Annotated in this window: 21 protein-coding genes; 4 read left to right on the plus strand and 17 right to left on the minus strand. The window is 40.3% G+C overall.

Annotated elements, in window-relative coordinates; all coding sequences use genetic code 11:
- Positions 1–93: 93 nt before the first annotated feature.
- Genes argH through argC form a run of 5 tightly spaced genes read right to left on the minus strand, consistent with a single transcriptional unit; the run spans position 94 to position 5,928 of the window.
- Positions 94–1,959: an argininosuccinate lyase gene (gene argH, locus P20439_RS08120; protein WP_008466019.1), complete on the minus strand. Its 1,866-nt coding sequence runs from the start codon at positions 1,957–1,959 to the stop codon at positions 94–96.
- 52 nt (positions 1,960–2,011) lie between these two features.
- Positions 2,012–3,214 carry an argininosuccinate synthase gene (locus tag P20439_RS08125; protein ID WP_008466021.1) on the minus strand — a complete coding sequence of 401 codons (1,203 nt, stop codon included), beginning with the start codon at positions 3,212–3,214 and terminating at the stop codon, positions 2,012–2,014.
- On the minus strand, positions 3,211–4,143 hold the full coding sequence (locus P20439_RS08130; RefSeq protein ID WP_008112653.1) for an ornithine carbamoyltransferase: 933 nt from the start codon (positions 4,141–4,143) through the stop codon (positions 3,211–3,213). Before P20439_RS08130 ends, P20439_RS08125 begins: the two co-directional genes overlap by 4 nt.
- Before the next feature lie 7 nt (positions 4,144–4,150).
- Positions 4,151–4,918 (minus strand): acetylglutamate kinase, encoded by a 768-nt coding sequence (gene argB, locus P20439_RS08135; RefSeq protein WP_008466023.1) that lies wholly within the window; start codon positions 4,916–4,918, stop codon positions 4,151–4,153.
- Positions 4,915–5,928, minus strand: coding sequence for an N-acetyl-gamma-glutamyl-phosphate reductase (gene argC, locus P20439_RS08140; RefSeq protein ID WP_008466029.1), 1,014 nt, complete (start codon positions 5,926–5,928; stop codon positions 4,915–4,917). Before argC ends, argB begins: the two co-directional genes overlap by 4 nt.
- 221 nt (positions 5,929–6,149) lie before the next feature.
- Here argC and argE point away from each other — a divergent pair, with 221 nt between their 5' ends.
- Entirely contained in the window at positions 6,150–7,295 is a 1,146-nt protein-coding gene (gene argE / locus P20439_RS08145) for an acetylornithine deacetylase (RefSeq protein ID WP_008466031.1), read from the plus strand.
- A gap of 250 nt (positions 7,296–7,545) precedes the next feature.
- On the opposite strand, the gene panP is transcribed toward argE, so the two are convergent.
- Positions 7,546–9,171 carry a pyridoxal-dependent aspartate 1-decarboxylase PanP gene (panP, locus tag P20439_RS08150; RefSeq protein ID WP_008466033.1) on the minus strand — a complete coding sequence of 542 codons (1,626 nt, stop codon included), beginning with the start codon at positions 9,169–9,171 and terminating at the stop codon, positions 7,546–7,548.
- A 259-nt stretch (positions 9,172–9,430) separates the two neighbouring features.
- Between panP and P20439_RS08155 the strand changes: the two genes are divergently transcribed.
- Positions 9,431–11,302, plus strand: a complete 1,872-nt coding sequence (locus P20439_RS08155; RefSeq protein WP_008466034.1) for a GGDEF domain-containing protein — start codon at positions 9,431–9,433, stop codon at positions 11,300–11,302.
- Here P20439_RS08155 and P20439_RS08160 read toward each other — a convergent pair.
- From P20439_RS08160 to folB, 8 genes are all read right to left on the minus strand, one after another.
- Positions 11,295–11,963, minus strand: a complete 669-nt coding sequence (locus P20439_RS08160) for a tRNA (guanosine(46)-N(7))-methyltransferase TrmB (protein ID WP_008466036.1) — start codon at positions 11,961–11,963, stop codon at positions 11,295–11,297. The two genes, P20439_RS08155 and P20439_RS08160, sit on opposite strands and share 8 nt — an antisense overlap.
- Positions 11,963–12,730 carry an ABC transporter permease gene (locus P20439_RS08165; protein WP_008466038.1) on the minus strand — a complete coding sequence of 256 codons (768 nt, stop codon included), beginning with the start codon at positions 12,728–12,730 and terminating at the stop codon, positions 11,963–11,965. The genes P20439_RS08160 and P20439_RS08165 overlap by 1 nt, the downstream gene beginning before the upstream one ends.
- Positions 12,731–13,660 carry an ABC transporter ATP-binding protein gene (locus P20439_RS08170; protein WP_008466040.1) on the minus strand — a complete coding sequence of 310 codons (930 nt, stop codon included), beginning with the start codon at positions 13,658–13,660 and terminating at the stop codon, positions 12,731–12,733.
- Positions 13,657–14,280 carry a flavin prenyltransferase UbiX gene (locus P20439_RS08175; RefSeq protein ID WP_008466042.1) on the minus strand — a complete coding sequence of 208 codons (624 nt, stop codon included), beginning with the start codon at positions 14,278–14,280 and terminating at the stop codon, positions 13,657–13,659. Before P20439_RS08175 ends, P20439_RS08170 begins: the two co-directional genes overlap by 4 nt.
- A gap of 1 nt (position 14,281) precedes the next feature.
- On the minus strand, positions 14,282–15,637 hold the full coding sequence (gene mpl / locus P20439_RS08180) for a UDP-N-acetylmuramate:L-alanyl-gamma-D-glutamyl-meso-diaminopimelate ligase (RefSeq protein WP_008466044.1): 1,356 nt from the start codon (positions 15,635–15,637) through the stop codon (positions 14,282–14,284).
- 146 nt (positions 15,638–15,783) lie between these two features.
- Positions 15,784–16,584, minus strand: coding sequence for an undecaprenyl-diphosphate phosphatase (locus P20439_RS08185; protein ID WP_008466046.1), 801 nt, complete (start codon positions 16,582–16,584; stop codon positions 15,784–15,786).
- Complete coding sequence (folK, locus tag P20439_RS08190; protein WP_008466048.1) at positions 16,581–17,069, minus strand: 2-amino-4-hydroxy-6-hydroxymethyldihydropteridine diphosphokinase; 489 nt, start codon at positions 17,067–17,069, stop codon at positions 16,581–16,583. The genes P20439_RS08185 and folK overlap by 4 nt, the downstream gene beginning before the upstream one ends.
- Positions 17,070–17,429, minus strand: a complete 360-nt coding sequence (gene folB / locus P20439_RS08195) for a dihydroneopterin aldolase (protein ID WP_008466049.1) — start codon at positions 17,427–17,429, stop codon at positions 17,070–17,072.
- A 207-nt stretch (positions 17,430–17,636) separates the two neighbouring features.
- Between folB and plsY the strand changes: the two genes are divergently transcribed.
- Positions 17,637–18,242, plus strand: coding sequence for a glycerol-3-phosphate 1-O-acyltransferase PlsY (gene plsY / locus P20439_RS08200; protein ID WP_008466051.1), 606 nt, complete (start codon positions 17,637–17,639; stop codon positions 18,240–18,242).
- Between the two features lie 23 nt (positions 18,243–18,265).
- Here the strand turns inward: plsY and tsaD are convergent, their stop codons facing one another.
- From tsaD to P20439_RS08215, 3 genes are read right to left on the minus strand one after another with little or no spacing between them, the layout of a single operon-like run.
- Positions 18,266–19,279, minus strand: a complete 1,014-nt coding sequence (tsaD, locus tag P20439_RS08205; protein WP_008466060.1) for a tRNA (adenosine(37)-N6)-threonylcarbamoyltransferase complex transferase subunit TsaD — start codon at positions 19,277–19,279, stop codon at positions 18,266–18,268.
- A gap of 44 nt (positions 19,280–19,323) precedes the next feature.
- Entirely contained in the window at positions 19,324–19,914 is a 591-nt protein-coding gene (locus P20439_RS08210) for a YjaG family protein (protein WP_008115608.1), read from the minus strand.
- Complete coding sequence (locus P20439_RS08215; RefSeq protein ID WP_008466062.1) at positions 19,898–20,260, minus strand: DUF2007 domain-containing protein; 363 nt, start codon at positions 20,258–20,260, stop codon at positions 19,898–19,900. Before P20439_RS08215 ends, P20439_RS08210 begins: the two co-directional genes overlap by 17 nt.
- Positions 20,261–20,335: 75 nt before the next feature.
- On the opposite strand from P20439_RS08215, the gene P20439_RS08220 reads away from it, so the two are divergent.
- On the plus strand, positions 20,336–20,785 hold the full coding sequence (locus tag P20439_RS08220) for a DUF2721 domain-containing protein (RefSeq protein WP_008466063.1): 450 nt from the start codon (positions 20,336–20,338) through the stop codon (positions 20,783–20,785).
- Positions 20,786–20,797 lie beyond the last annotated feature (12 nt).

Raw genomic sequence — 20,797 nt, forward strand, 5'->3', positions numbered from 1 at the left:
TTTAAATTAATAGTATGTTAATTTAAAAATTATTTTATTTTACTCAAAAAAAACGCATCGGGGTCACCGTGCGTTTTTTATCCTAGGGATTGCTCAAGCCACGTTTTTACAAGGGATCTCCATGCTATTACTTGGCTTTAACATATATTCCATTGCGACTTCATCACAGTTTTCTTTACGTAAACATAACTCACAATCTTTCATGACTTTTTCAGGTAAGCTCTCTTTGTTACAGAAACTAAACCGCTGATTTTCGAAAAAGTCAGGTACACGAGTCAGAACAATGACACGGTTGAGTGCCAACTTTTTGGCTTTCACTAATAAGTGTTCAACCAGTTCTCGTCCCTGCCCCGTTACTGCGCTTTTAGGATCAATGCCTAATGAACGTATTTCAGCTAATCCTGTGTCGTAAATATAAAGTGAAGCACAACCCGATACCTGACCGTCTATCTCGGTTACGGCAAACTCATTAATTGAGTGCACCATATCACTTTTAGCGCGCGGTAAATTTTCGCCGACTGTTGCCCAGTGCTGTACGAGTTTAGCAATTGCTTCTACGTCATCTAAGTTGGCATCACGAACCGTTATTTGCTGTTTTTTTTTCGCGTCTTTCACCGCTTTACTTACTTGCTCTAATGATGTACCGCCAAGCGCTTGGCGTGCTTTAATACAGGCGTCAATTTCAAGTACCGGATACACGTCATCTTCAAACACTGGATTTACTGATTTATACTGCTCTAGTGAAAGCTCCTCTAACGTTTTACCTTCACTAATAGCTAATTGTACCAACACCCCAACAATATGATGCCCTTCTCTGAACGGTACACCTTTAGCCACTAAATAATCAGCAAGTTCGGTTGCATTCGCGTGGCCACCTTTTGCCGCTGCAAGGGTTTTACCTGCTTTAACTTTTATACCTTTAATACACGCTTGTGCCATATGAATACACGCAAGCCATGTTGGCATGGCATCAAAAATGCCTTCTTTGTCTTCTTGCATGTCTTTATTGTAGGCAAGCGGTAGTGCTTTTAGAGTCATCATCATTGCGCTAAACGCACCAAACACCCGGCCAGTTTTACCACGAATTAGCTCTAATGCATCTGGGTTCTTTTTCTGCGGCATCAAAGATGAGCCCGATGTAACATTATCAGCCAGTTCGATAAACCCAGCTTCTCCTGAGTTATAAAAAATTAAGTCTTCAGACATACGCGATAAGTGGATCATAGAGATAGACGCGCAGCTTAATAGCTCAACCACAAAGTCACGATCAGATACTCCATCTAAACTATTTTTAGTCGCGCCAGTAAATCCTAGCCCTTGTGCAAGTGCATGGCGGTCAATCGGGTATGCAGTGCCTGCAAGAGCGCCACTGCCGAGTGGGCAGTAGTTCATTCTTGCCTGGGCATCTTGCAACCGGCTTTCATCACGCTCAAGCATTTCTACATAAGCCATACACCAATGGCTAAATAACACCGGTTGTGCACGTTGTAAGTGGGTATAACCTGGTAATATTGTGCCAAGCTCACGTTCAGCTAACCCAATAAACTCTGCTTTAAGTTGCGCAATCGCTTTTAAAATATGATCGGCAGTATCGCGACACCAGAGTCTAAAGTCGGTAGCAACTTGGTCGTTACGGCTTCGGCCTGTGTGTAATTTTTTAGCTAAATCACCCACTTTTTCAATTAGCGCTGCTTCAACATGCGAGTGAATATCCTCAGCACCTGAGGTGGCAACAGCGTGTGGTTCTGCTTTTACCTCTTCAAGTAACTCATAAAGTGCCGATACCAGCTTTTGGTGTTCGTCATTAGATAACACGTTGACTTGTTCAAGTGCGCCAGCCCATGCAACAGAGCCAATAATATCTTGCTCTGCTAATTGATAATCGAAGGGAAGTGAATCGTTAAATTGTTTAAACGCTTCATCTGGACCCGTAGAAAAACGCCCGCCCCATAATGCCATGAAATCTCTCCAAACCCGATAATAGCCCCTTAATTTCAAGGGGCATAAAAAATTACTTTTTAGCTAATGCTGAAATTCTGCTTGATAGTGAGAATAAACGAATAAAGCCTTCTGCGTGCGATTGGTCATAAACATCGTCTTCACCAAAGGTAGCAAAATCTTCGCTATATAAACTGTTAGGTGATTTTTTCTGAACCGCTGTCACTTGGCCTTTATAAAGCTTAAGTACCACTTCGCCCGTTGCTAGTGTAGAAAGCGCTTCTGCACCGGCTAAAATAGAATCTTTAAGCGGCGTAAACCAACGACCGTCGTAAACTAAATGCGAAAATTCACCACCGAGTACCTCTTTCCATTTACGGCTTGACTTATCAAGAACGAGCTCATCAATTGCTTGAAGCGCAGCCATGATCACTGTACCGCCTGGTGTTTCGTAACAACCGCGTGATTTCATGCCCACTAAACGGTTTTCTACAATATCAACACGACCAATACCATGCGGGGCAGCTATGTCGTTTAGTTTAACTAAACAGTCGTAAGGCTTTAATTGTTCGCCGTTTACAGCAACCACTTCACCTTCTACAACTGATAAAGTGACATGCTCAGCTTTATCGGGCGCTTGCTCTGGTGAATTAGTCCAGGTCCATACTTGCTCACTTGGCTCACACCAAGGGTCTTCAAGCTCGCCGCCTTCGTGGGAGATATGCCATGCGTTAGCATCACGACTGTAAATTTTAGTTGCTGATGCAGAACACGGAATATCACGCTCGGCTAGGTAATCAAGCAATGATTCACGACTTGATAAATCCCACTCACGCCATGGCGCAATCACTTTTAAATCAGGAGCCAGTGCTGCAAAACATGACTCAAAACGTACTTGGTCGTTACCTTTACCCGTACAGCCATGAGAAAGTGCATCTGCACCCACTTTACGGGCAATTTCAACTTGGGCTTTGGCGATGATTGGACGTGCCATAGAAGTACCTAGCAAGTAGGTTCCTTCGTATATAGAGCCTGTTTTAAGTGTTGGGTAAATATAATCGCTTACCATCTCATCTTTTAAATCAACCACGTAACACTCAGATGCACCAGACGCTATAGCTTTAGCTTCTACGCCTTCAAGTTCTTCAGCTCCTTGGCCAACATCGGCAACAAAGGCAATAACTTCACAGCCGTAGTTCTCTTTTAACCATGGCACGATAGCCGATGTATCAAGACCACCAGAATAGGCTAAAACGACTTTTTTAATTGAACTCATAGGTGTTCCTTAACAAAATTTGGATTTAACAATGTAACTAATAGCGCATTTTGCGCATGCATGCGGTTTTCTGCTTGCTGTATAATTTTTGATGCAGGGCCATCCATTACCTCAGAAGTAATTTCAAACTCACGGTGTGCCGGTTGGCAATGTAATACCGTAGTTGCACCAGTTTTTTCTAACAATGCCTGGTTTAATTGATAAGGCATGTATTTTTCTTTTACTTGCTCAAGAGGAGTTGTATCCCCCATTGATACCCAGGTATCGGCGTAAACAACATTAGCGCCTACTGCAGCCTCAACCCTGTCACTTACCATTACAGAAGCGCCATTCATCGCTGCTATTTGCTCTGCTTTTTTAAGTACTTGCGAATCAGGTGAGCTGCCTTTTGGTGTTACAGCGACAAAGTCTGTTCCTAAAGTAGCGGCTAATAGCATTAATGAGTGCGTTACATTATTGCCCTCACCTAGGTAGGCAAGCTTTAACTGGCTAACATCACCATGTACTTCTTGTAGCGTTAAAAAATCAGCTAATGCTTGGCATGGGTGATATAAATCACACAAACTGTTAATCACAGGAACGGATGAATACTCACCGAGTGTCGTTAACGTACTGTGCTGATTAACCCGCGCAACAATCCCGTCTGCCCAAGTCGAAATATTTAAGGCAAAATCTTTTATTGATTCGCGGGCGCCCATTGCACCATTTTGTTGGTCAAGGTATACCGCATGGCCCCCTAAACGGTTTATACCAATATCAAATGAAAGGCGAGTACGTAAACTTTGCTTTTCAAACAAAGTAACCACTGACTTACCAGCTAGCACTTGGCTATACTTTGCAGGGCTTTCTTTAATATCTTGCGCTAATTTTAATAAATTTAGTGCGCCTTGTTGGTCTAATTCTAGACCCGTTAAAAAATCTTTAAACATGTTCAACCTATGGTGTTACTTTAGTTCCGACATGCTCGCCTTGCAGCAAAGCAGTTAAGTTTTCTGGCTTTTGCCAGCTGGAAATGTACACACCGCGTCGTAAATGTTGGGCAGCGTGAAGACTGGTCTTAACTTTGACCTCCATCCCGCCCACAATTACTCCCTCTGCAATTAAAGTATCAATGTGTTTTGTGTCAAGTTGATGTAAAGGCTGCTTATTGGCATCAAGTACCGCCTCTACGTCCGTCATAAAAATAAGTTCTGCATTTAAATTATTTGCCACTGCGGCGGCTGCTTCATCGGCATTAACGTTGTATAACAAGCCCTGCTCATCAAAGCCGATAGAACTGATGATTGGTAACCGGCCAGCACTGAGTAAATCATTAATAATAGAATCAGCATTGTTGTGACATTGACCTACTTGACCCAATGCTTTTAATTTTTGCGAGGCGGTGATCCCTGCTTCATATAAACTTAACCCCACCGGCTTATGACCAACACTAATTGCTTGCGCCATGAGTTGTTTGTTTGCCGCACCCGCAAGGGCTCCAACAATATAAGGCATCTGTTCTTTAGGGCTAATACGTAAACCTTGGTGTTTAGCACTGGCAAAACCAGCCTCTTTTAACCAGCTATCAACTAATGAGCCACCACCATGCACAATGACAAATTGTGCATCATGTTGCTCATTAAGAACCTCAAAAAGCGCTTTAGCGGCATTTTCAGTATTGAGTACTGCGCCACCGAGTTTAATAACCCACGTTTTACTGCTCATTTAAACGCTCCTACTAAGCCTGTAGTGTGAGGCAAACCCATTGACAAATTAATACATTGCAGAGCCTGACCAGCTGCCCCTTTTAATAAGTTGTCAATTGCTGCCATTACTATTAACTGTGAGCCTTGCTGCTGCCACGCAATATCTACATAAGGTTGTTTGGCCACCCCTTTAATCGAAGGGATTTTGCTGCCAAGCAAACGAATTAATGGCTCATCCGCTAAGACTTGATACGCTTTAGCTACTTGCTCACTGGTCACACCCGGCTTTAATTGCACATAAATAGTTTCTAAAATACCGCGCGGGAAATTACCTAAATGAGGAGTAAATAACACCTCATGACCTAGGTGCTGTTGTATTTCAGGCCCATGACGATGGTTAAACAAACCATAAGCAGCAAGCGATACTTCGCAAAAATGTGTGCCAATACTTGCTTTACGACCTGCTCCAGTTACTCCCGATACAGCATTAATAATAATCCGCTCATCACTTAGCAATCCAGCTTGCTGAAGAGGCTTTAATGCGTTTAATGCGGCAGTTGGGTAGCAGCCAGCTACAGCAACTAACTGCGCCTTTGCAATGGCCTCACTATTCCACTCTGCAAGGCCATATGCAGCTTCATTGAGGAGCTCTGGATGCTGGTGTTCAAAACCATAATAAGTAACGTAATCATCATTACTTGCAAGACGATAGCCACCGGAAAGGTCAAATACCTTTTTGCCCATCGCTAAAAACTGAGGCGCTAAATCCACACTTACTTTATGATCGGTGCACAGACAAACGTAATCTGCTGAATGAGTGATATCAGCAAGTGCATGTTCATTTAGTGGCTGCAAAGGTAAATCAAGTAACCCTAAATGCTCAGGATACAATTCACTAAGCAATTTATGTTTATCTAAACTTTGCGCTGATACATAACAGCCAGTTAGTGAAAGCGTTGGATGTTTTGCTACTAAGCTAGCCAGTTCTGCGCCGCTGTAACCGCTGGCACCTATAATTACTACGTTCATTATTTACTCTTTATCTAAAATTAGTGACCACATTCCATGTTGTTTGTTTACACTAGGGTCTAACCCAGCCAAACAGATTAAATTTGTGAGTGATAACTATCGTCGTATTATTTTCATGGCGTAACTTTAATATATTTATGCTTAAAAAGTGAATTGATATTCATCATAAATACTTTTATATTGTTATGCAATTAAAATGAATACTTATTTTGGAATTTTTTATGTCTCTGCCGTCATTTATTTCGATGTACCAGCAATTGATTGCTGCCCCCTCTATCAGTGCCATTGAAGATCATTTATGCATGAGTAATAAAAGTGTCATTGAATTGCTAGCGCAATGGTGTGAAAGCTTAGGTTTTAACTGTGAAATAATAGAGTTAGAAGGCAACAAAGGTCGCTACAACTTATTAGCAAAACGCGGTCAAGGCGACGGCGGTTTAATGCTAGCAGGCCACACTGATACAGTGCCATTTGATGATAGTCGTTGGAATCACAACCCATTTAAATTAACTGAGCGAGATAACAAACTATTTGGCTTAGGTAGCATTGATATGAAAGGTTTTTTTGCTTTTGTACTGCAGGCTATTAGTGAGCTTGATGAAAAGCAACAAACACAACCAATTTTAATATTAGCCACCGCAGACGAAGAAACCACTATGGCTGGCGCGCAACAAATCTGTAAGCACCCAAATTTAAAGCCAAGTCGCTGTATTATTGGTGAACCTACTGATATGACTCCGGTATTTACTCATAAAGGTCATATGAGTACAGCAATAAGAGTTGTCGGCCGTTCAGGACATAGCTCAGATCCCGAACGGGGTCTTAACGCCATCGAAGTGATGCATAAAGTGATTACAAAATTGCTAATCTTAAAAGAACAACTTAAGAATAAATATTCAATAAATCACTTTGAAATTCCTCACCCAACGCTCAATTTAGGTAATATTCATGGGGGCGATAATGCAAATCGGATTTGCGGTTGCTGTGAAATGCACATTGATATGCGCCCTCTTCCTGGCTTAAGTGTACAAGAGCTGCAAGCATTGCTGCTTGATGCAACCTACGATATAAATCAGCAATACCCTAATTCGGTCAGTGTGATTGATTTACATGAGCCAATTCCAGCATTTACAGGAAGCACAGACAGCGCGTTAGTTAAACTAGCCGAAAATATAGCAGGGCAAAAAGCAGTGGCTGTTAATTACTGTACTGAGGCACCATTTATACAACAACTGGGTTGTGAAACCATCGTCATGGGACCGGGTTCAATTAACCAAGCGCATCAGCCCGATGAATATTTAGCGATGGAAAAAATAAAGCCTTCGCAACAAATTATCAGCAACCTCATAAAGGCGAGTTGCTTTTAATCAGTAACAAAAAGAACGCTATTAAGCGTCTTTTTATTAGCATTTATATTTAACCTGAACTCTGAATAATAAATCTATCTCAAGCAGCTATTTTTTAGCGCTAACTGCGTTGAATTTACTTGCAATAGGCTAGCTATTGACGCGTAAGTTCGCCTTGTTTTCACTGAAAATCTCTGGCTAGAGAAAATAAACATAAATATCATTTTTGATTCAATATGTTAATAAACCTCTTAACCAGAGTTCAGGTTAGTTACATATATTTTCGTAAATACTTTTTAAATACAGGGTCGGTTTGAGCTAGTTCTTTCTGCTCTTCTAATATCTCTTTTAATATTGCACCTGATGTAAGCGGGTTCGCAAGCACCACTCTAAATACTACGGTTGGTTGGTTATCATATTGAACTGGCGTTAAACGTGTACGCGATACAAACGAGCGACCTGATTCACGTTGACGTTTTTGCATGCTTGCAGTAAAACGATTAAGCGCGGCAAAGATATCTAAACGGGTTTGTGCGTCGGCCTGTGCTATCGCATTTTTAATTTGCTTAGGGACATAACGATAAGTTAGCAAACATAGCTCAGGTTCTGATATTAATTCAAAGTCTTCATCTGCTTTTATCAAATCAGCAAAGTAACGTGCTTTTTTAATACTGCGATCGATAAGCATTTCATAGCCTTTACGACCAATAACACGTAAGCAAGCATGCACTAACATCGCCATACCAGGGCGGCTCCCCTCAAGGGTATGGCTGCCTAAATCTTTAGAGCCTTTACGTAAAATATATTCAGCATGGTGTTCGATGGCATCAGTTGCAGCAGGGTCTTTAAACAGCACCAAACCTGCTCCCATCGGTACATACATTTGTTTATGCGCATCAATGGTGATTGAATCTGCATGCTCAATACCTTTTAAAAGGTGCCTATGAGTATTAGAGAGTAAAGTAGCTCCGCCCCACGCCGCATCAACATGAAAGTGGCAATTAATCTCTTGTGCTAAATTAGCCATGTCTTCAAGTGGATCGATATTACCAGTTTCAGTCGTTCCGGCTACACCAATAATTGCCATCACTTTAATGCCTTGCGCTTCAAGCTCTAGCGCTTTTTCTCGCATAGCATCTACATCAACTTTATTATCAGCCGATGTTTTAATACCAATTAAATTCTCACGGCCAATACCTAGTAAATCAACCGATTTGCCTAATGAGTAATGACCTCGCTCAGAGATTAAAACCGCCAGTCCTTTGTAACCATAGTGGAGCATTCCCGCCACTAAACCTTGTGCAGCAATGCCTTTAAAGTTGCCATCCGCTTTCAATAAGCGGTTGCGGGCAATCCAAAGTGCTGTAATGTTAGCTACTGTGCCACCAGAGCAAAATGCTCCTAAAGAGGTTTTTGCACTGTGCATCCATTTAGAATAAAAACCATCACTTTGGCTATAAGCTAAATGATGCATCATTCCTAAAACTTGACGCTCTAATGGGGTAAACGCTTTTGAGGTTTCTATTTTTACAAGGTTTTGATTTAGCCCAACCATTAATTTCGATAACGGCAGTAAAAAATGTGGCAGAGCAGATGTCATGTGACCAATAAAGCTTGGCGCTGCGGTATGTACAGAATGAGCAACCAGCTGTTCCATAATATCTTGGGCATAGCAAGACACAAACGTTGGCTCTTCAGGGATAGCCGCCGATTGAAAATCTTTTTCTATTTCATGTAATGGTTTTTCAATTGCCGCGATATTTTCGTTTAAGAAACCTGCTAAATTACTCGAAATTTCAAGCTCTATTTTGCTCAAAGTTGAGTCAGGGGCCTCTGGAACGGTAAATATCCGTTTGAGGCTTTCTTTAGAGGCGACGGCACAACGCTTTTGATCCATCTTCATACCTAGTGTGTGACTAAAACACCTGTTAGTTTGTAAAACACGCTAATTTAAGGTGTTTTTAAGCAACGGCATTTCTAAAAAATTGCGCTAACTTTACTGCAATATGACAAAAATGTCTCGTTTTAAGCCATAAAAGACAATACAAAATAGATAACATTTCACTATTTTTTATATTTAGTACAAAGGGTAATTAAAATATTGGGCATTTATAATTTTTAAGTATAATAAATCTAACAAAAAATAAGGATGTTGCATGCTAAAAGGAAATCTAAAATTAACTCGGTTGGCGCTCGGTACCGTCTTTTTTTTAGTCAGCTTAATAATTTACAGTTACTACACCTACACTGCCATCAATAATGATGTGATACGCAGCATTGATAATCGTTTATTAAATGCAGCCACCAGCGTAAAGTACATTTTAGGTAATGATTATCACGATAAAGTAGCGCAAGAAATTAGCTTTTCAAGCTATCAAAATAAAGCCGACCAGCTTTCGGCATTGGCCAATGATTTAAATATAGATTATTTATATTCAATGGTACTGATTGATGAAAATGTTTATTTTACTGCCTCTAGCTACACTCAAGATGATCAAAATAACGGTAAAGTTACTCAGTTTTTAGATCTTTATCCCGAAGCCACGCCAATAACTATGGCTGCATTTTTATCAACGGCCCCTATTTTTGAAACCTCAACAGCGCATCGCGGTCATTCTAAAACAGTATATATTCCTCATCTGGCAAAAAATGGCAGAACCTATATTACAGCTGCAGATATTAGCGTTGATAAAATTAGCAATGCGTTAAAAACAGACTTATATCAATCTATGTTTCATTTTTGCTGCGTAATTATTATTTTATTAATAGTTTATATTCTTTATTACTATGGAGTACGTCGTTCATTAATGAGCGACCATGCAAGCGGATTTGAAAATCATATTGCCTTAGAAAAACGGCTAAAAAAAAGCAATGAACATCATTTGCAAATTGCGATTATTTTAGTGAACGAAATTGATAATATCAGTCGCTTTTTTGGCACAAAAACAACCGATGAAGTGATGAAAAAACTACTTAGTCACTTTAAGCAGCAAGCCCGTTTGCACGCACGTATTTATCGTATTGCAACTAATAAACTCGCTATTTTGACTGATAAAGAAACTCCCTTTGATGAGCTATATAGCATCATACAATCGCATAATAAAAATATACCGTTTTTAAATCAGCCTTTTATTTATATTACACTTAACGCTGGTGTAGCTAGAGGCAATAAGTCATTACTGCTTAAGAATGCTCATATTGCGTTACTGCAATCTAAGCAGGGCGATCAGAGCATAGTTAACTACTGTGAGGCAATTAATGACGCTAAATCTCTATATTTATATAATGTTGAAATAGCAAAAGAAATTCGTGAAGCATTTGATGCTCATCGTGTTGTTCCTTACTTTCAGCCGGTTATAAATACTCATACCGATGAAGTTATTAGGTATGATTGCTCACCGAGAATAGTCACTTCACAAGGGGAGATTTTAACCCCTGATACCTTTGCAAATGCACTAAATAGACTGCGTATGGATGGGATGTTAACACGTACCTTATTTACTCAATGCATTTCGCGCTTTCGCAAATCAGCAATCAGCTGGGGGTTAACTGTGTGCGCTGAAAATATTGCAGATCCCACTATTTATGATCACATAGCATATGAGCTTCATCGCTACCCCAACCCTGAAAACATTACTATTTCAATATTAGAGTCGCAGGTCATTACACACTACTATGAAATAAAATCATTTATTGCGATGGTGAAAAGTAAAGGGGCAAAAATAGTGATGCATTGTTGGGGTAATGAGTTTATTAATACGCTCAATACGTTAAAGATTGAGGTAGATGGTATTAAACTCGATGGTGCGATCACCAAGCAACTGGTAAATGATGAAAATACGTCGCTATTTATCGCCTATATTGCTGATATAGCCCAGCAGCTTGAATTTGAATTGGTTGTTGAAGCGGTAGAAAACAACACGGTTGCCGAGCTACTCAATAAACTAAATGTGGCGCTGATGCAAGGTAGTTACCTTGGTAAACCAACGCCACATGTGACTCACTTTAAGCAACAATTAGCTATTTAAGATTTATAACAAGCCGGTGGCTTTGCTGGCCACTGGCCCAGTACTTACGTTCAAAAGGGGTAATTGCTTCGTCTGACTCAAACAATTCGGTTTCACATGGATTCCCCGCTAATTCAAGCGCTCTGGCAAACTCTTTAACATAAATATCCCAATTACTGCGCACCTCAAGTAAACCACCTAACTTTACAATAAACGGGAATATAGCCGCCCCATGCCAGCGCCTTTGTATGTGTTTAGACTTAGGCCAAGGGTTAGGGTAAAGCAAATAGTGATGCGTAGGCTGCCAATTAGCAGCCACCGCTAAACGCCAAAAGTCATTTAAGTCAGCTTGCACTAAAATGTATTGACCACTTTCACTTTGTTTATATTCAACATCATGCTTATCAAGTCGATGAGATGACTTATCAATGCCTATGACTAACGCTTCAGGATGAAGTTTTGCTAAATTAGCGGTGCTCTCCCCGACCCCACAACAGGAATCTAAAATAAGCGGCCCATTAAAGGCTTGCACTTTAGCATTAACTTCATCAAATGCGGTTTGCGTATGCGTTGCAATTGGCTTTTTAAACTCAGCCTGTAAGTGTTTATTAACTATTTCATCAAGCTTTTCATGAAGTCCCGCTTGATTAGATACAATACTACGTGAATTTGCATCGCTCATTAGTGTCTTAGCCCCACACCTTTTTTGATTAGCGTCAGTGCTAAAGTAAATAGGACGCTGATAAACACCAACAACACACCCATTGCGACCGATAAATCTACATCCGAAACACCTAAAAACCCATATCTAAATGCGTTAACCATATAAATAATAGGATTAATTTGCGACACCATTTGCCAAAAATCAGGCAGTAAAGTGATTGAATAAAACACCCCGCCTAAATAGGTCAACGGCGTTAAAATAAAGGTCGGAATAATACTTATGTCATCAAAGCTGTTTGCATAAATAGCGTTAATTAACCCGCCCAAGGCAAACACCGCCGAGGTGAGAATAACAGTGGCTATAATCACAAAAATATTGTGTATTTGTATATCTACAAAAAATAAAGAAACGCACGTTACGATAAAACCAACCATAATGCCACGGGTCATACCTCCGCCCATATAACCCAGTACAATGATGTAATTAGGCACAGGTGCAACTAATAACTCTTCAATACTTTTTTGAAACTTAGTTGAGTAAAAGCTTGAAGCTACATTCGAGTAAGAGTTTGTTATAACTGACATCATAATAAGGCCAGGAACAATAAACTCCATGTAACTAAAGCCGCCCATATCGCCAATACGCGAGCCTATTAAGTTCCCAAAAATAACAAAATATAAGCTCATAGTAATCGCTGGCGGCACTAAGGTTTGCACCCAAATACGCAAAAAGCGAATACACTCTTTAATCCAAATACTTTTTAAGGCTACGCCATATTTAAACATTTATTCGCCCCGCCCTTGCTCTAATAAACCTACAAATAATTCTTCTAATCGATTTGCTTTATTACGCATGCTTAGCACAGTATTACCTTGTTCGGTTAACGCACTAAATACAGCATTGAGCCCTTGTGATTTAGCCACTTCAACTTCAATGGTGTGCTCATCAGTCATGGTAAAATTATACCCTTCAAGTGTCACCGGATTGGTAGGCTGTTTTAAATCCAGTACAAAGGTTTCTTTGTCTAATTTAGCCAATAAAGCTTTTATAGTGGTGTTTTCAACTATGCGACCAGAATCAATAATGGCGATGTTTTTACACAGTAATTCGGCTTCTTCAAGGTAGTGGGTTGTTAAAATAATGGTCACACCTTGTTCGTTAATTTGCCTTAAAAAGTCCCACATTGAGCGGCGAAGCTCTATATCAACCCCCGCTGTCGGCTCATCTAAAATAAGTAATTTGGGCTCATGCATTAAGGCACGTGCAATCATTAAACGACGCTTCATACCACCAGAAAGAGTACGTGCTTGCTTATCTTTTTTCTCAAGTAACCCTAGCTGTGCTAAGTACTTGTCAGCACGTTTGTGCGCCTGCGCGCGAGGAACACCATAATAGCCTGCTTGATTAACGAGTATTTGGCTTAGGGTTTCAAACTGGCTAAAGTTAAACTCTTGCGGCACTAAACCTAAGTTCGCTTTCGCTGCTTCTAGGTCGGTATCAATATCATGACCAAATACTTCAACTTTACCTTTGGTCTTATTAACCAAAGAAGATATCACCCCAATAGTGGTTGATTTACCCGCCCCATTTGGACCTAACAGTGCAAAAAAGTCACCTTCATGCACTTGTAAATCAACCCCTTTTACTGCCTCTACCCCATTTTTGTAAACCTTGGTAAGGCCTTCAATATTTAAAGCAATATTTTGCTTATTCATTTCTTACCCTCACCATAACCCCAGCGCTTTGTGAGATTATGTTCAATATTTAAATGATCTAAAATTCGCGCCACCATAAAATCAACCAAGTCTTCTATACTTTGTGGTTGATGATAAAACCCAGGAGCAGCGGGCATGATAGTGACCCCTAAACGCGACAATTTGAGCATATTTTCCAAGTGAATTTCGCTAAATGGCGTCTCGCGTGGCACTAGAATAAGCTGGCCTCGCTCTTTTATCACCACATCGGCGGCGCGCTCTAATAAATTATCTGATGCGCCGACTGCAATCGCAGACACAGACCCGGCACTACATGGACATACTATCATTTTTTTCGGCGCTGCAGAGCCCGAAGCCACCGGACTAAACCAATTATCTTTACCAAATACCTTTAACTGCCCAGGTTTTGCGTTATATAACAGGCTTAATTGCTCTGTGGCTTTGTCTTCATTCCCTGATAACTTTATATTGGACTCGGTATCAAAAACTACGCGCGCGGCACTTGAAATAAGCACATACACTTGAAATTGTTGCTCAAGTAACACTTCTAGCAACCTCAATCCATATGGAGCGCCTGATGCACCACTAAATGCTAAGGTGATTTTATCTTTAAATTGCACATTATTCTCCGCTGTATTTATTGGCCAAGCCATCAACAAGTTGTTGATGAAGGCCATTAAAACCACCATTACTCATAATTAAAACATGTTGATTTGGCTCAATACTTTCAAGCACTGTTTCGATAATAGCGGTTGTAGAATCAAAGCACTGCATACCCGCTTTGTCAGCTTGCTTTTTAAGTGACCAGTTTAAATTTTCTGGTTCAAATAACAGCACATCATCTGCATCGCGAAGTGAATCGAGAAGTGTAAATTGATGCACCCCCATTTTCATGGTGTTAGAGCGCGGCTCTAAAATCGCAATAATTTTTTCATCCCCCACTTTAGCACGCAGCCCCGCAAGTGTTGTTTGAATCGCGGTAGGGTGATGGGCGAAATCGTCATACACTTTAATATGATTAATATCTGCTTTAAGCTCCATCCGCCTTTTTGGGCTGATAAACTCGCCCAAAGCTTCAATACTGTGCTCTATTGCAATTCCCACATGGCGTGCTGCTGCAATAGCCATAATGGCATTTTTAACGTTATGCTCACCAATCGCTTGCCAACTAACAACGCCTTGTAACTGCCTATTTAGTAAAACATTAAATTGAGAACCATCGGCTTTGAGTAATTCATAACTCCAATCATCACCTAATGTTTCGCTCTCGCTCCACAACCCTTTTGCAATCACATCGCTCAGTGCTTCATCATTTTTTGGCCAAAGCACTTTGCCGCTTTGCGGTAGTGTACGTATCAAATGGTGAAATTGTTTTTTAATTGCGTTTAAATCTTCAAAAATATCAGCATGATCAAATTCAAGATTATTTAAAATAAGTGTTCGAGGTAAATAATGAACAAACTTACTGCGTTTATCAAAAAAGGCCGTGTCGTACTCATCGGCTTCTATAACAAAAAATGGCGTTTGCCCAACTCGCGCAGAAAGACCAAAGTTTTGTACAATTCCGCCAATTAAAAAGCCCGGTTTTAAACCCGCATATTCAAGTATCCACGCCAGCATACTGGCGGTGGTTGTTTTACCATGGGTTCCTGCCACCGCCAGCACCCATGATTTTTGTAGTAAATTATGCTTAAGCCACTCTGGGCCTGAGGTATAAGGCAAGCCTTTATCTAATACATATTCAACACACGGGTTCCCTCGGCTCATAGCATTACCTATGACGACGATGTCGGGTGCCGGTTCTAGTTGAGATACATCATAGCCTTGGGTTAGCTCGATTCCTAACTCTTCTAATTGGGTACTCATTGGTGGGTAAACGTTTTGATCAGACCCAGTAACGTGATGACCTAATGATTTAGCTATAGCGGCAATACCACCCATAAATGTGCCACAAATACCCAAAATATGTATATGCATTTACTATCCTTTCATCCTGCGCGGAGTTTGCTCTAGGGCAAAATTTAATGGCGTTATAATGCCAAAATTTAGCTTAAGTTACCATTAACCCTTGGCGCAAATAAAAAAGCCTCCCAAAGTGGGAGGCTTCCCTGAAGATTAATAGCTTATAGCATTAAAAAGAATATTAAACCGACACCTAATAATAAACGATAAATAACAAATGGTAGCATTCCCATTCGCTCAATCACTTTTAAAAACATAAAAATACAAGCATAAGCTGATAAAAACGACAGCACTACACCTAACAATAAAGCAGTCCAATCAACAATATGATCGCCAAGCGCTAGCTCTGCTGTGTAATAAAGGCCCATCATTGAAATAATCGGAATAGCCAGCAAAAACGAAAAACGGGCTGCACTTTGCTTATTCATACCCAGCATTAAACCCGCGGTCATGGTAATACCTGAGCGAGAAGTCCCTGGGATCATCGCAACGGCTTGCGCAAAGCCAATGATGAGTGCGGTTTTCCAGTTAAGCTGATAAATTGTTTTTATTTGCTTACCTTTAGCATCGGCGTACCACAACAACAAGCCAAATACGATGGTTGTGGTTGCAATCACCCATGCACTGCGCAAATACAGTTCAACAAAATCTTTTAGCAATAGCCCTAAAATAGCGGCAGGCACAGTACCTAAAATTATCCACCAGCCTAGTTTGCTGTCATCTGTTGTACCTTGTGCACCAAACGATTTAAACCAAGCACCGAGTATATCGGCCACTTCTTTACGAAAATAAATAACAACAGCAATTAACGTTCCTACATGAACGGCAACATCAAATGCCAAGCCTTGATCTTCCCAGCCTAAAATTTGTGATGGTAAAATTAAGTGTGCAGAACTCGATATAGGTAAAAATTCAGTAAATCCCTGAATTAGGGCTAAAACAATTATTTCTATAATACTCATGGGTTAGAAAACTCCACCTTCCATAGTTTTTGTTGAGGGTTGTTATATGCATTCCATATTTGGGCAATCGTTTTTTTTGCTACAGGGTGATAAAAATCAGGAGCCACCTCTGCTAAAGGCTGTAATACAAAGGCATTTTTGGTAATTTCGTCACGTGGTAGTTGAGCTGGGCTCTCGCAAATGACATCATCGTAAAAGAGTAAATCGAGATCCAAGGTGCGCGGGCTAAATTTTTTATCATTTGCTTTGCGACCATTATCGCGCTCTATTTGTTTTAATAACGCACACACATCTTCAAGCGCCATATCGGTAGTGGCAGCAAGTACGGAGTTGTAAAAGTTATTACCGGCAAAACCCACCGCTTCACTTTCAAACACCGAAGAATGTTGTGTATTTTTAAAATGTTTATTTAACGCCACTAAAGCACGCCTGATATGCTCTGCTTTATTAATATTCGACCCTAAGCTAATAAATATTTGCGCCATTTAAGCCGTAGCCTTATTGCGGGTTATTTCTACACCGACGGTTTGCGCTTGTGCAACTGCAGCGGGCTTACTTACTTTTATTGTCACTTTTGGGGTATTAAATTCGGTTAAAATGATTTGCGCTAATTGCTCCACCAGTGTTTCTAAAAGCTCTACCGGTTTAGCCGTACTGTGTTCGATAACACGCTCACTTACCTTAGCGTAATCCAGTGCCAAGTTAATATCGTCGTTTTGTGCTGCGGGCTTAATATTGCTTAGCATCTCAATATCAAAGTACAGGCTTTGTTTACTTTTCTTTTCAAAATCATACACCCCGATAATCGTTTCGACATGCAATTGTGATATAAATACCTTGTCCATTGATACTCCAAATGACTGTAACAAGTCACTGAGTTAATTACATATTGTATCAATCAAATTAATACTGTATATACTTTAATCAGTGTTTAAATATACTAAAATTACTTCTACAATAGAATAGTTACAAAATTGCGAGCAATTTAAGAAGCCCGTAAATTTTGACGCCAATAATAGCTTAAAAGTAATGATTAAAAAATAAGGAAGCGCGTGTTAGTCATTTTAATGTTTGTATTAGCCTATTTGCTCGGCTCGATTTCATCGGCCATTTTAGTGTCGCGGCTATTCAAACTCCCCGATCCACGCACGCATGGCTCCAATAATCCAGGTGCAACCAATGTTTACCGCTTAGGCGGGTCACTTCCTGCATGCTTAGTTTTAGTCTTCGATATTTTAAAGGGCACAATCCCTGTTTGGGGCGCTTATTTTTTAAAACTTGAGCCATTAGAGCTTGGTTTAATCGCCGTTGCTGCATGCCTAGGGCATATGTACCCGTTATTTTTTAGTTTTAAGGGCGGTAAGGCGGTTGCAACTGCATTTGGCTCGTTACTACCGATAGGGCTTTCTTTAGGAGGGTTATTGATTGGTACTTGGTTGCTGATTGTCGCGATTACTCGTTACTCATCACTTGCCGCGTTAGTGGCCGTTACGCTAGCGCCTTTATATACATGGTGGATAAAGCCGTTATATACCTTACCCGTGACCTTTATTACGCTACTGATCATTATTAGGCATCGCACTAATATTGTGCGTTTATTTAAAGGGGAAGAACCAAAAGTAGGGACTAAACAAGCCCCTACAGATGATAAGAAGTAATAACTAACCTGAATTATGGTTAATTATATTGCTTCTAAGCTATCGATTGGCCAGCGCGGTTTAGTTTTCATATCAAGCGTAGCAAACTGCCCCGCTTTTAAACGCTGCATACCAGCATAAGCAATCATTGCACCATTGTCAGTACAAAACTCAGTACGAGGGTAAAACACTTCACCCTTCATACCTTGCATCACACGCTCTAGTTGCAAACGTAGTTGCGTATTAGCACTTACACCACCGGCTATTACTAAACGTTTAATACCCGTTTGTTTTAATGCGCGCTTACACTTAATCACTAAAGTATCTATAACGGCTGTTTGAAATGCATGGGCAATATCTGCTTTAGTTTGCTCATCACTGTCGTTTTCACGAATAGCAATCGAAGCGGCGGTTTTTAGGCCACTAAAGCTAAAATCTAAGCCAGGTTTGTCTGTCATTGGACGCGGAAAAACAAATCGCTTTGCAACACCTTGTTCAGCCATTTTAGCCAAACGAGGGCCTCCAGGGTAATCAAGCCCAAGTAACTTGGCTGTTTTATCAAATGCTTCACCAGCAGCATCATCTACCGACTCACCCAATACTTCGTATTGACCAATGCCCGCAACTTTTACCATCATGGTATGACCGCCAGAAACCAGTAAGGCAATAAATGGGAACTCGGGGACGTTTTCCTCAAGCATTGGCGCTAATAAATGCCCTTCCATATGGTGCACTGCCACCGCTGGGATATCCCAGCCATATGCTAAGGAGCGACCAATTGAGGTACCTACTAACAAAGCCCCTACTAAACCTGGCCCTGCCGTATAAGCAATACCATCTAAATCTTCAGGCCCACAACCCGCTTGCGCAAATGCCGCATCAATAAGCGGCAATGTTTTACGTACGTGATCGCGCGAGGCAAGTTCAGGTACTACACCACCATAGTCTGCATGTACTTTTACTTGGCTATATAATTGATGGGCTAGCAGCCCTTTTTCGTCATCATAAATAGCAATACCAGTTTCATCGCATGATGATTCAATGCCTAAAATTCGCATTGTTAATTCTCCTGCCACCTAACAAGGTGTTTAAAACAAATAACTTACAGTGCTAAACCAATGTTAGTTTGGCCATCAGCAAGGACATGCTTTTTCAATGCTTTCACATTTTCAGCAGTGATACGCCCCATTGCTTCTACAAAATCAATTAGTTCACCTAATACCTCTATTTCGTATTGCATCAGTGGGTGTTCACGCACCGCTTTGTTATCGGCAACATCACCTTCAACCGTCATTTGGTACTCAATAAAGCGAGCTACGGTGGCCTGTGATATTTTACTCACATTAACAAACTCTTGCTCATCTTGTGCTAAAAGGCCATGCATTAAACTCAGTAATGAGGTGGCAGCATCGATTGCAGGATAGGTACCAAACATATCAAAATCGGCAAGTTCAGGAACATTAGGTTCTATTTTTTCAACTTGCTTTTCTAAATCAATTTTACTTTTAGGAAGGAGTATTTTTTCCCAACATACATTTAAAGCATTGCGTAAAATAACCTCATCGCCAAAGCCGGTAGCCTCACTAAATAGTCCATAATTAGGCAACATACGCTCTATTAACGCACTGGCCAATACCGCTTTTTGTAAATAATTTAACTCTCTAATACGCTGAAAATTATTCGCTTTTGTCATTCTTTAAGGTCCCACATGACCAACAAAAATCAAATGTTGATCCATTATGCTCATTACAATTAGGGCACACCCAATCTGGAGCGGATTGTTTTACTTGCTGATAGTTTACCAATATTTCACGTGCATGGCGCTCTTTTATCGCATAAACCTGCACACTTACTTGTGTTTGTTCAAATGGGATCTCGCCCATTGCGCCTTGCAGTATTTCACCTTTTATTTGGCACTCAATTCCCGCATTAAGAATCAGTCCTTTTATTATATTGGCCTCTAAACTATTTTCTGCATTATAAAGCGTCACCCAATCAAATGATGTTACATTTGATTGGCTATTATTAGTATTTTGCAATATTCACCTCATTTACTTTATGTGTACAATAAGCCCGCGTAACCTAAAGCAAATAATATGATTTAAGGACACATTATGACGCTAACTACCCCAGGTTTACTTTTTCCAGCCATCTCATTGTTATTACTTGCCTATACAAACCGATTTTTAGTGCTTGCGCAACTAATACGAGAATTGAATGCCCGTGAAGGTGAGTCTATTCGTCCTGTTGTAGTGGCGCAAATAACTAATCTTAGAAAGCGAATAAAACTAATAAGGACCATGCAAGTATACGGAGTGGCCTCTTTTTTATTATGTACGTTATCTATGTTTGCATTATTTATAGAATTTAATACCACGGGCATTATTTTATTTGGTGTTAGTTTAAGCTGCTTGAGCTTATCTTTGCTTACTTCATTATTTGAAATTCATATTTCTTGTGATGCCATAGAAATTGAATTACAAAACATTGAAAATAAGCCTTTAAGTAACCGAGTTAGTAAAAACTTTATTGAGCCTAATCCCAAAAGTAAAAACAGCAATTAACCAAACGAGACT

The organism is Pseudoalteromonas sp. BSi20439 (genome assembly GCF_000241165.1).
GTDB lineage: Bacteria > Pseudomonadota > Gammaproteobacteria > Enterobacterales > Alteromonadaceae > Pseudoalteromonas.

Coding starts and splice junctions, on each gene's coding strand:
- P20439_RS08130 (WP_008112653.1), bottom strand. CDS start 4,143: ATGTTTAAAGATTTTTTAACGGGTCTAGAATTAGACCAACAAGGCGCA.
- argB (WP_008466023.1), bottom strand. CDS start 4,918: ATGAGCAGTAAAACGTGGGTTATTAAACTCGGTGGCGCAGTACTCAAT.
- argE (WP_008466031.1), top strand. CDS start 6,150: ATGTCTCTGCCGTCATTTATTTCGATGTACCAGCAATTGATTGCTGCC.
- folK (WP_008466048.1), bottom strand. CDS start 17,069: ATGGCGCAAATATTTATTAGCTTAGGGTCGAATATTAATAAAGCAGAG.
- P20439_RS08160 (WP_008466036.1), bottom strand. CDS start 11,963: ATGAGCGATGCAAATTCACGTAGTATTGTATCTAATCAAGCGGGACTT.
- P20439_RS08210 (WP_008115608.1), bottom strand. CDS start 19,914: ATGACAAAAGCGAATAATTTTCAGCGTATTAGAGAGTTAAATTATTTA.
- P20439_RS08125 (WP_008466021.1), bottom strand. CDS start 3,214: ATGAGTTCAATTAAAAAAGTCGTTTTAGCCTATTCTGGTGGTCTTGAT.
- argC (WP_008466029.1), bottom strand. CDS start 5,928: ATGAACGTAGTAATTATAGGTGCCAGCGGTTACAGCGGCGCAGAACTG.
- panP (WP_008466033.1), bottom strand. CDS start 9,171: ATGGATCAAAAGCGTTGTGCCGTCGCCTCTAAAGAAAGCCTCAAACGG.
- P20439_RS08185 (WP_008466046.1), bottom strand. CDS start 16,584: ATGAGTATTATAGAAATAATTGTTTTAGCCCTAATTCAGGGATTTACT.
- tsaD (WP_008466060.1), bottom strand. CDS start 19,279: ATGCGAATTTTAGGCATTGAATCATCATGCGATGAAACTGGTATTGCT.
- P20439_RS08155 (WP_008466034.1), top strand. CDS start 9,431: ATGCTAAAAGGAAATCTAAAATTAACTCGGTTGGCGCTCGGTACCGTC.
- P20439_RS08170 (WP_008466040.1), bottom strand. CDS start 13,660: ATGAATAAGCAAAATATTGCTTTAAATATTGAAGGCCTTACCAAGGTT.
- argH (WP_008466019.1), bottom strand. CDS start 1,959: ATGGCATTATGGGGCGGGCGTTTTTCTACGGGTCCAGATGAAGCGTTT.
- mpl (WP_008466044.1), bottom strand. CDS start 15,637: ATGCATATACATATTTTGGGTATTTGTGGCACATTTATGGGTGGTATT.
- folB (WP_008466049.1), bottom strand. CDS start 17,429: ATGGACAAGGTATTTATATCACAATTGCATGTCGAAACGATTATCGGG.
- P20439_RS08220 (WP_008466063.1), top strand. CDS start 20,336: ATGACGCTAACTACCCCAGGTTTACTTTTTCCAGCCATCTCATTGTTA.
- P20439_RS08165 (WP_008466038.1), bottom strand. CDS start 12,730: ATGTTTAAATATGGCGTAGCCTTAAAAAGTATTTGGATTAAAGAGTGT.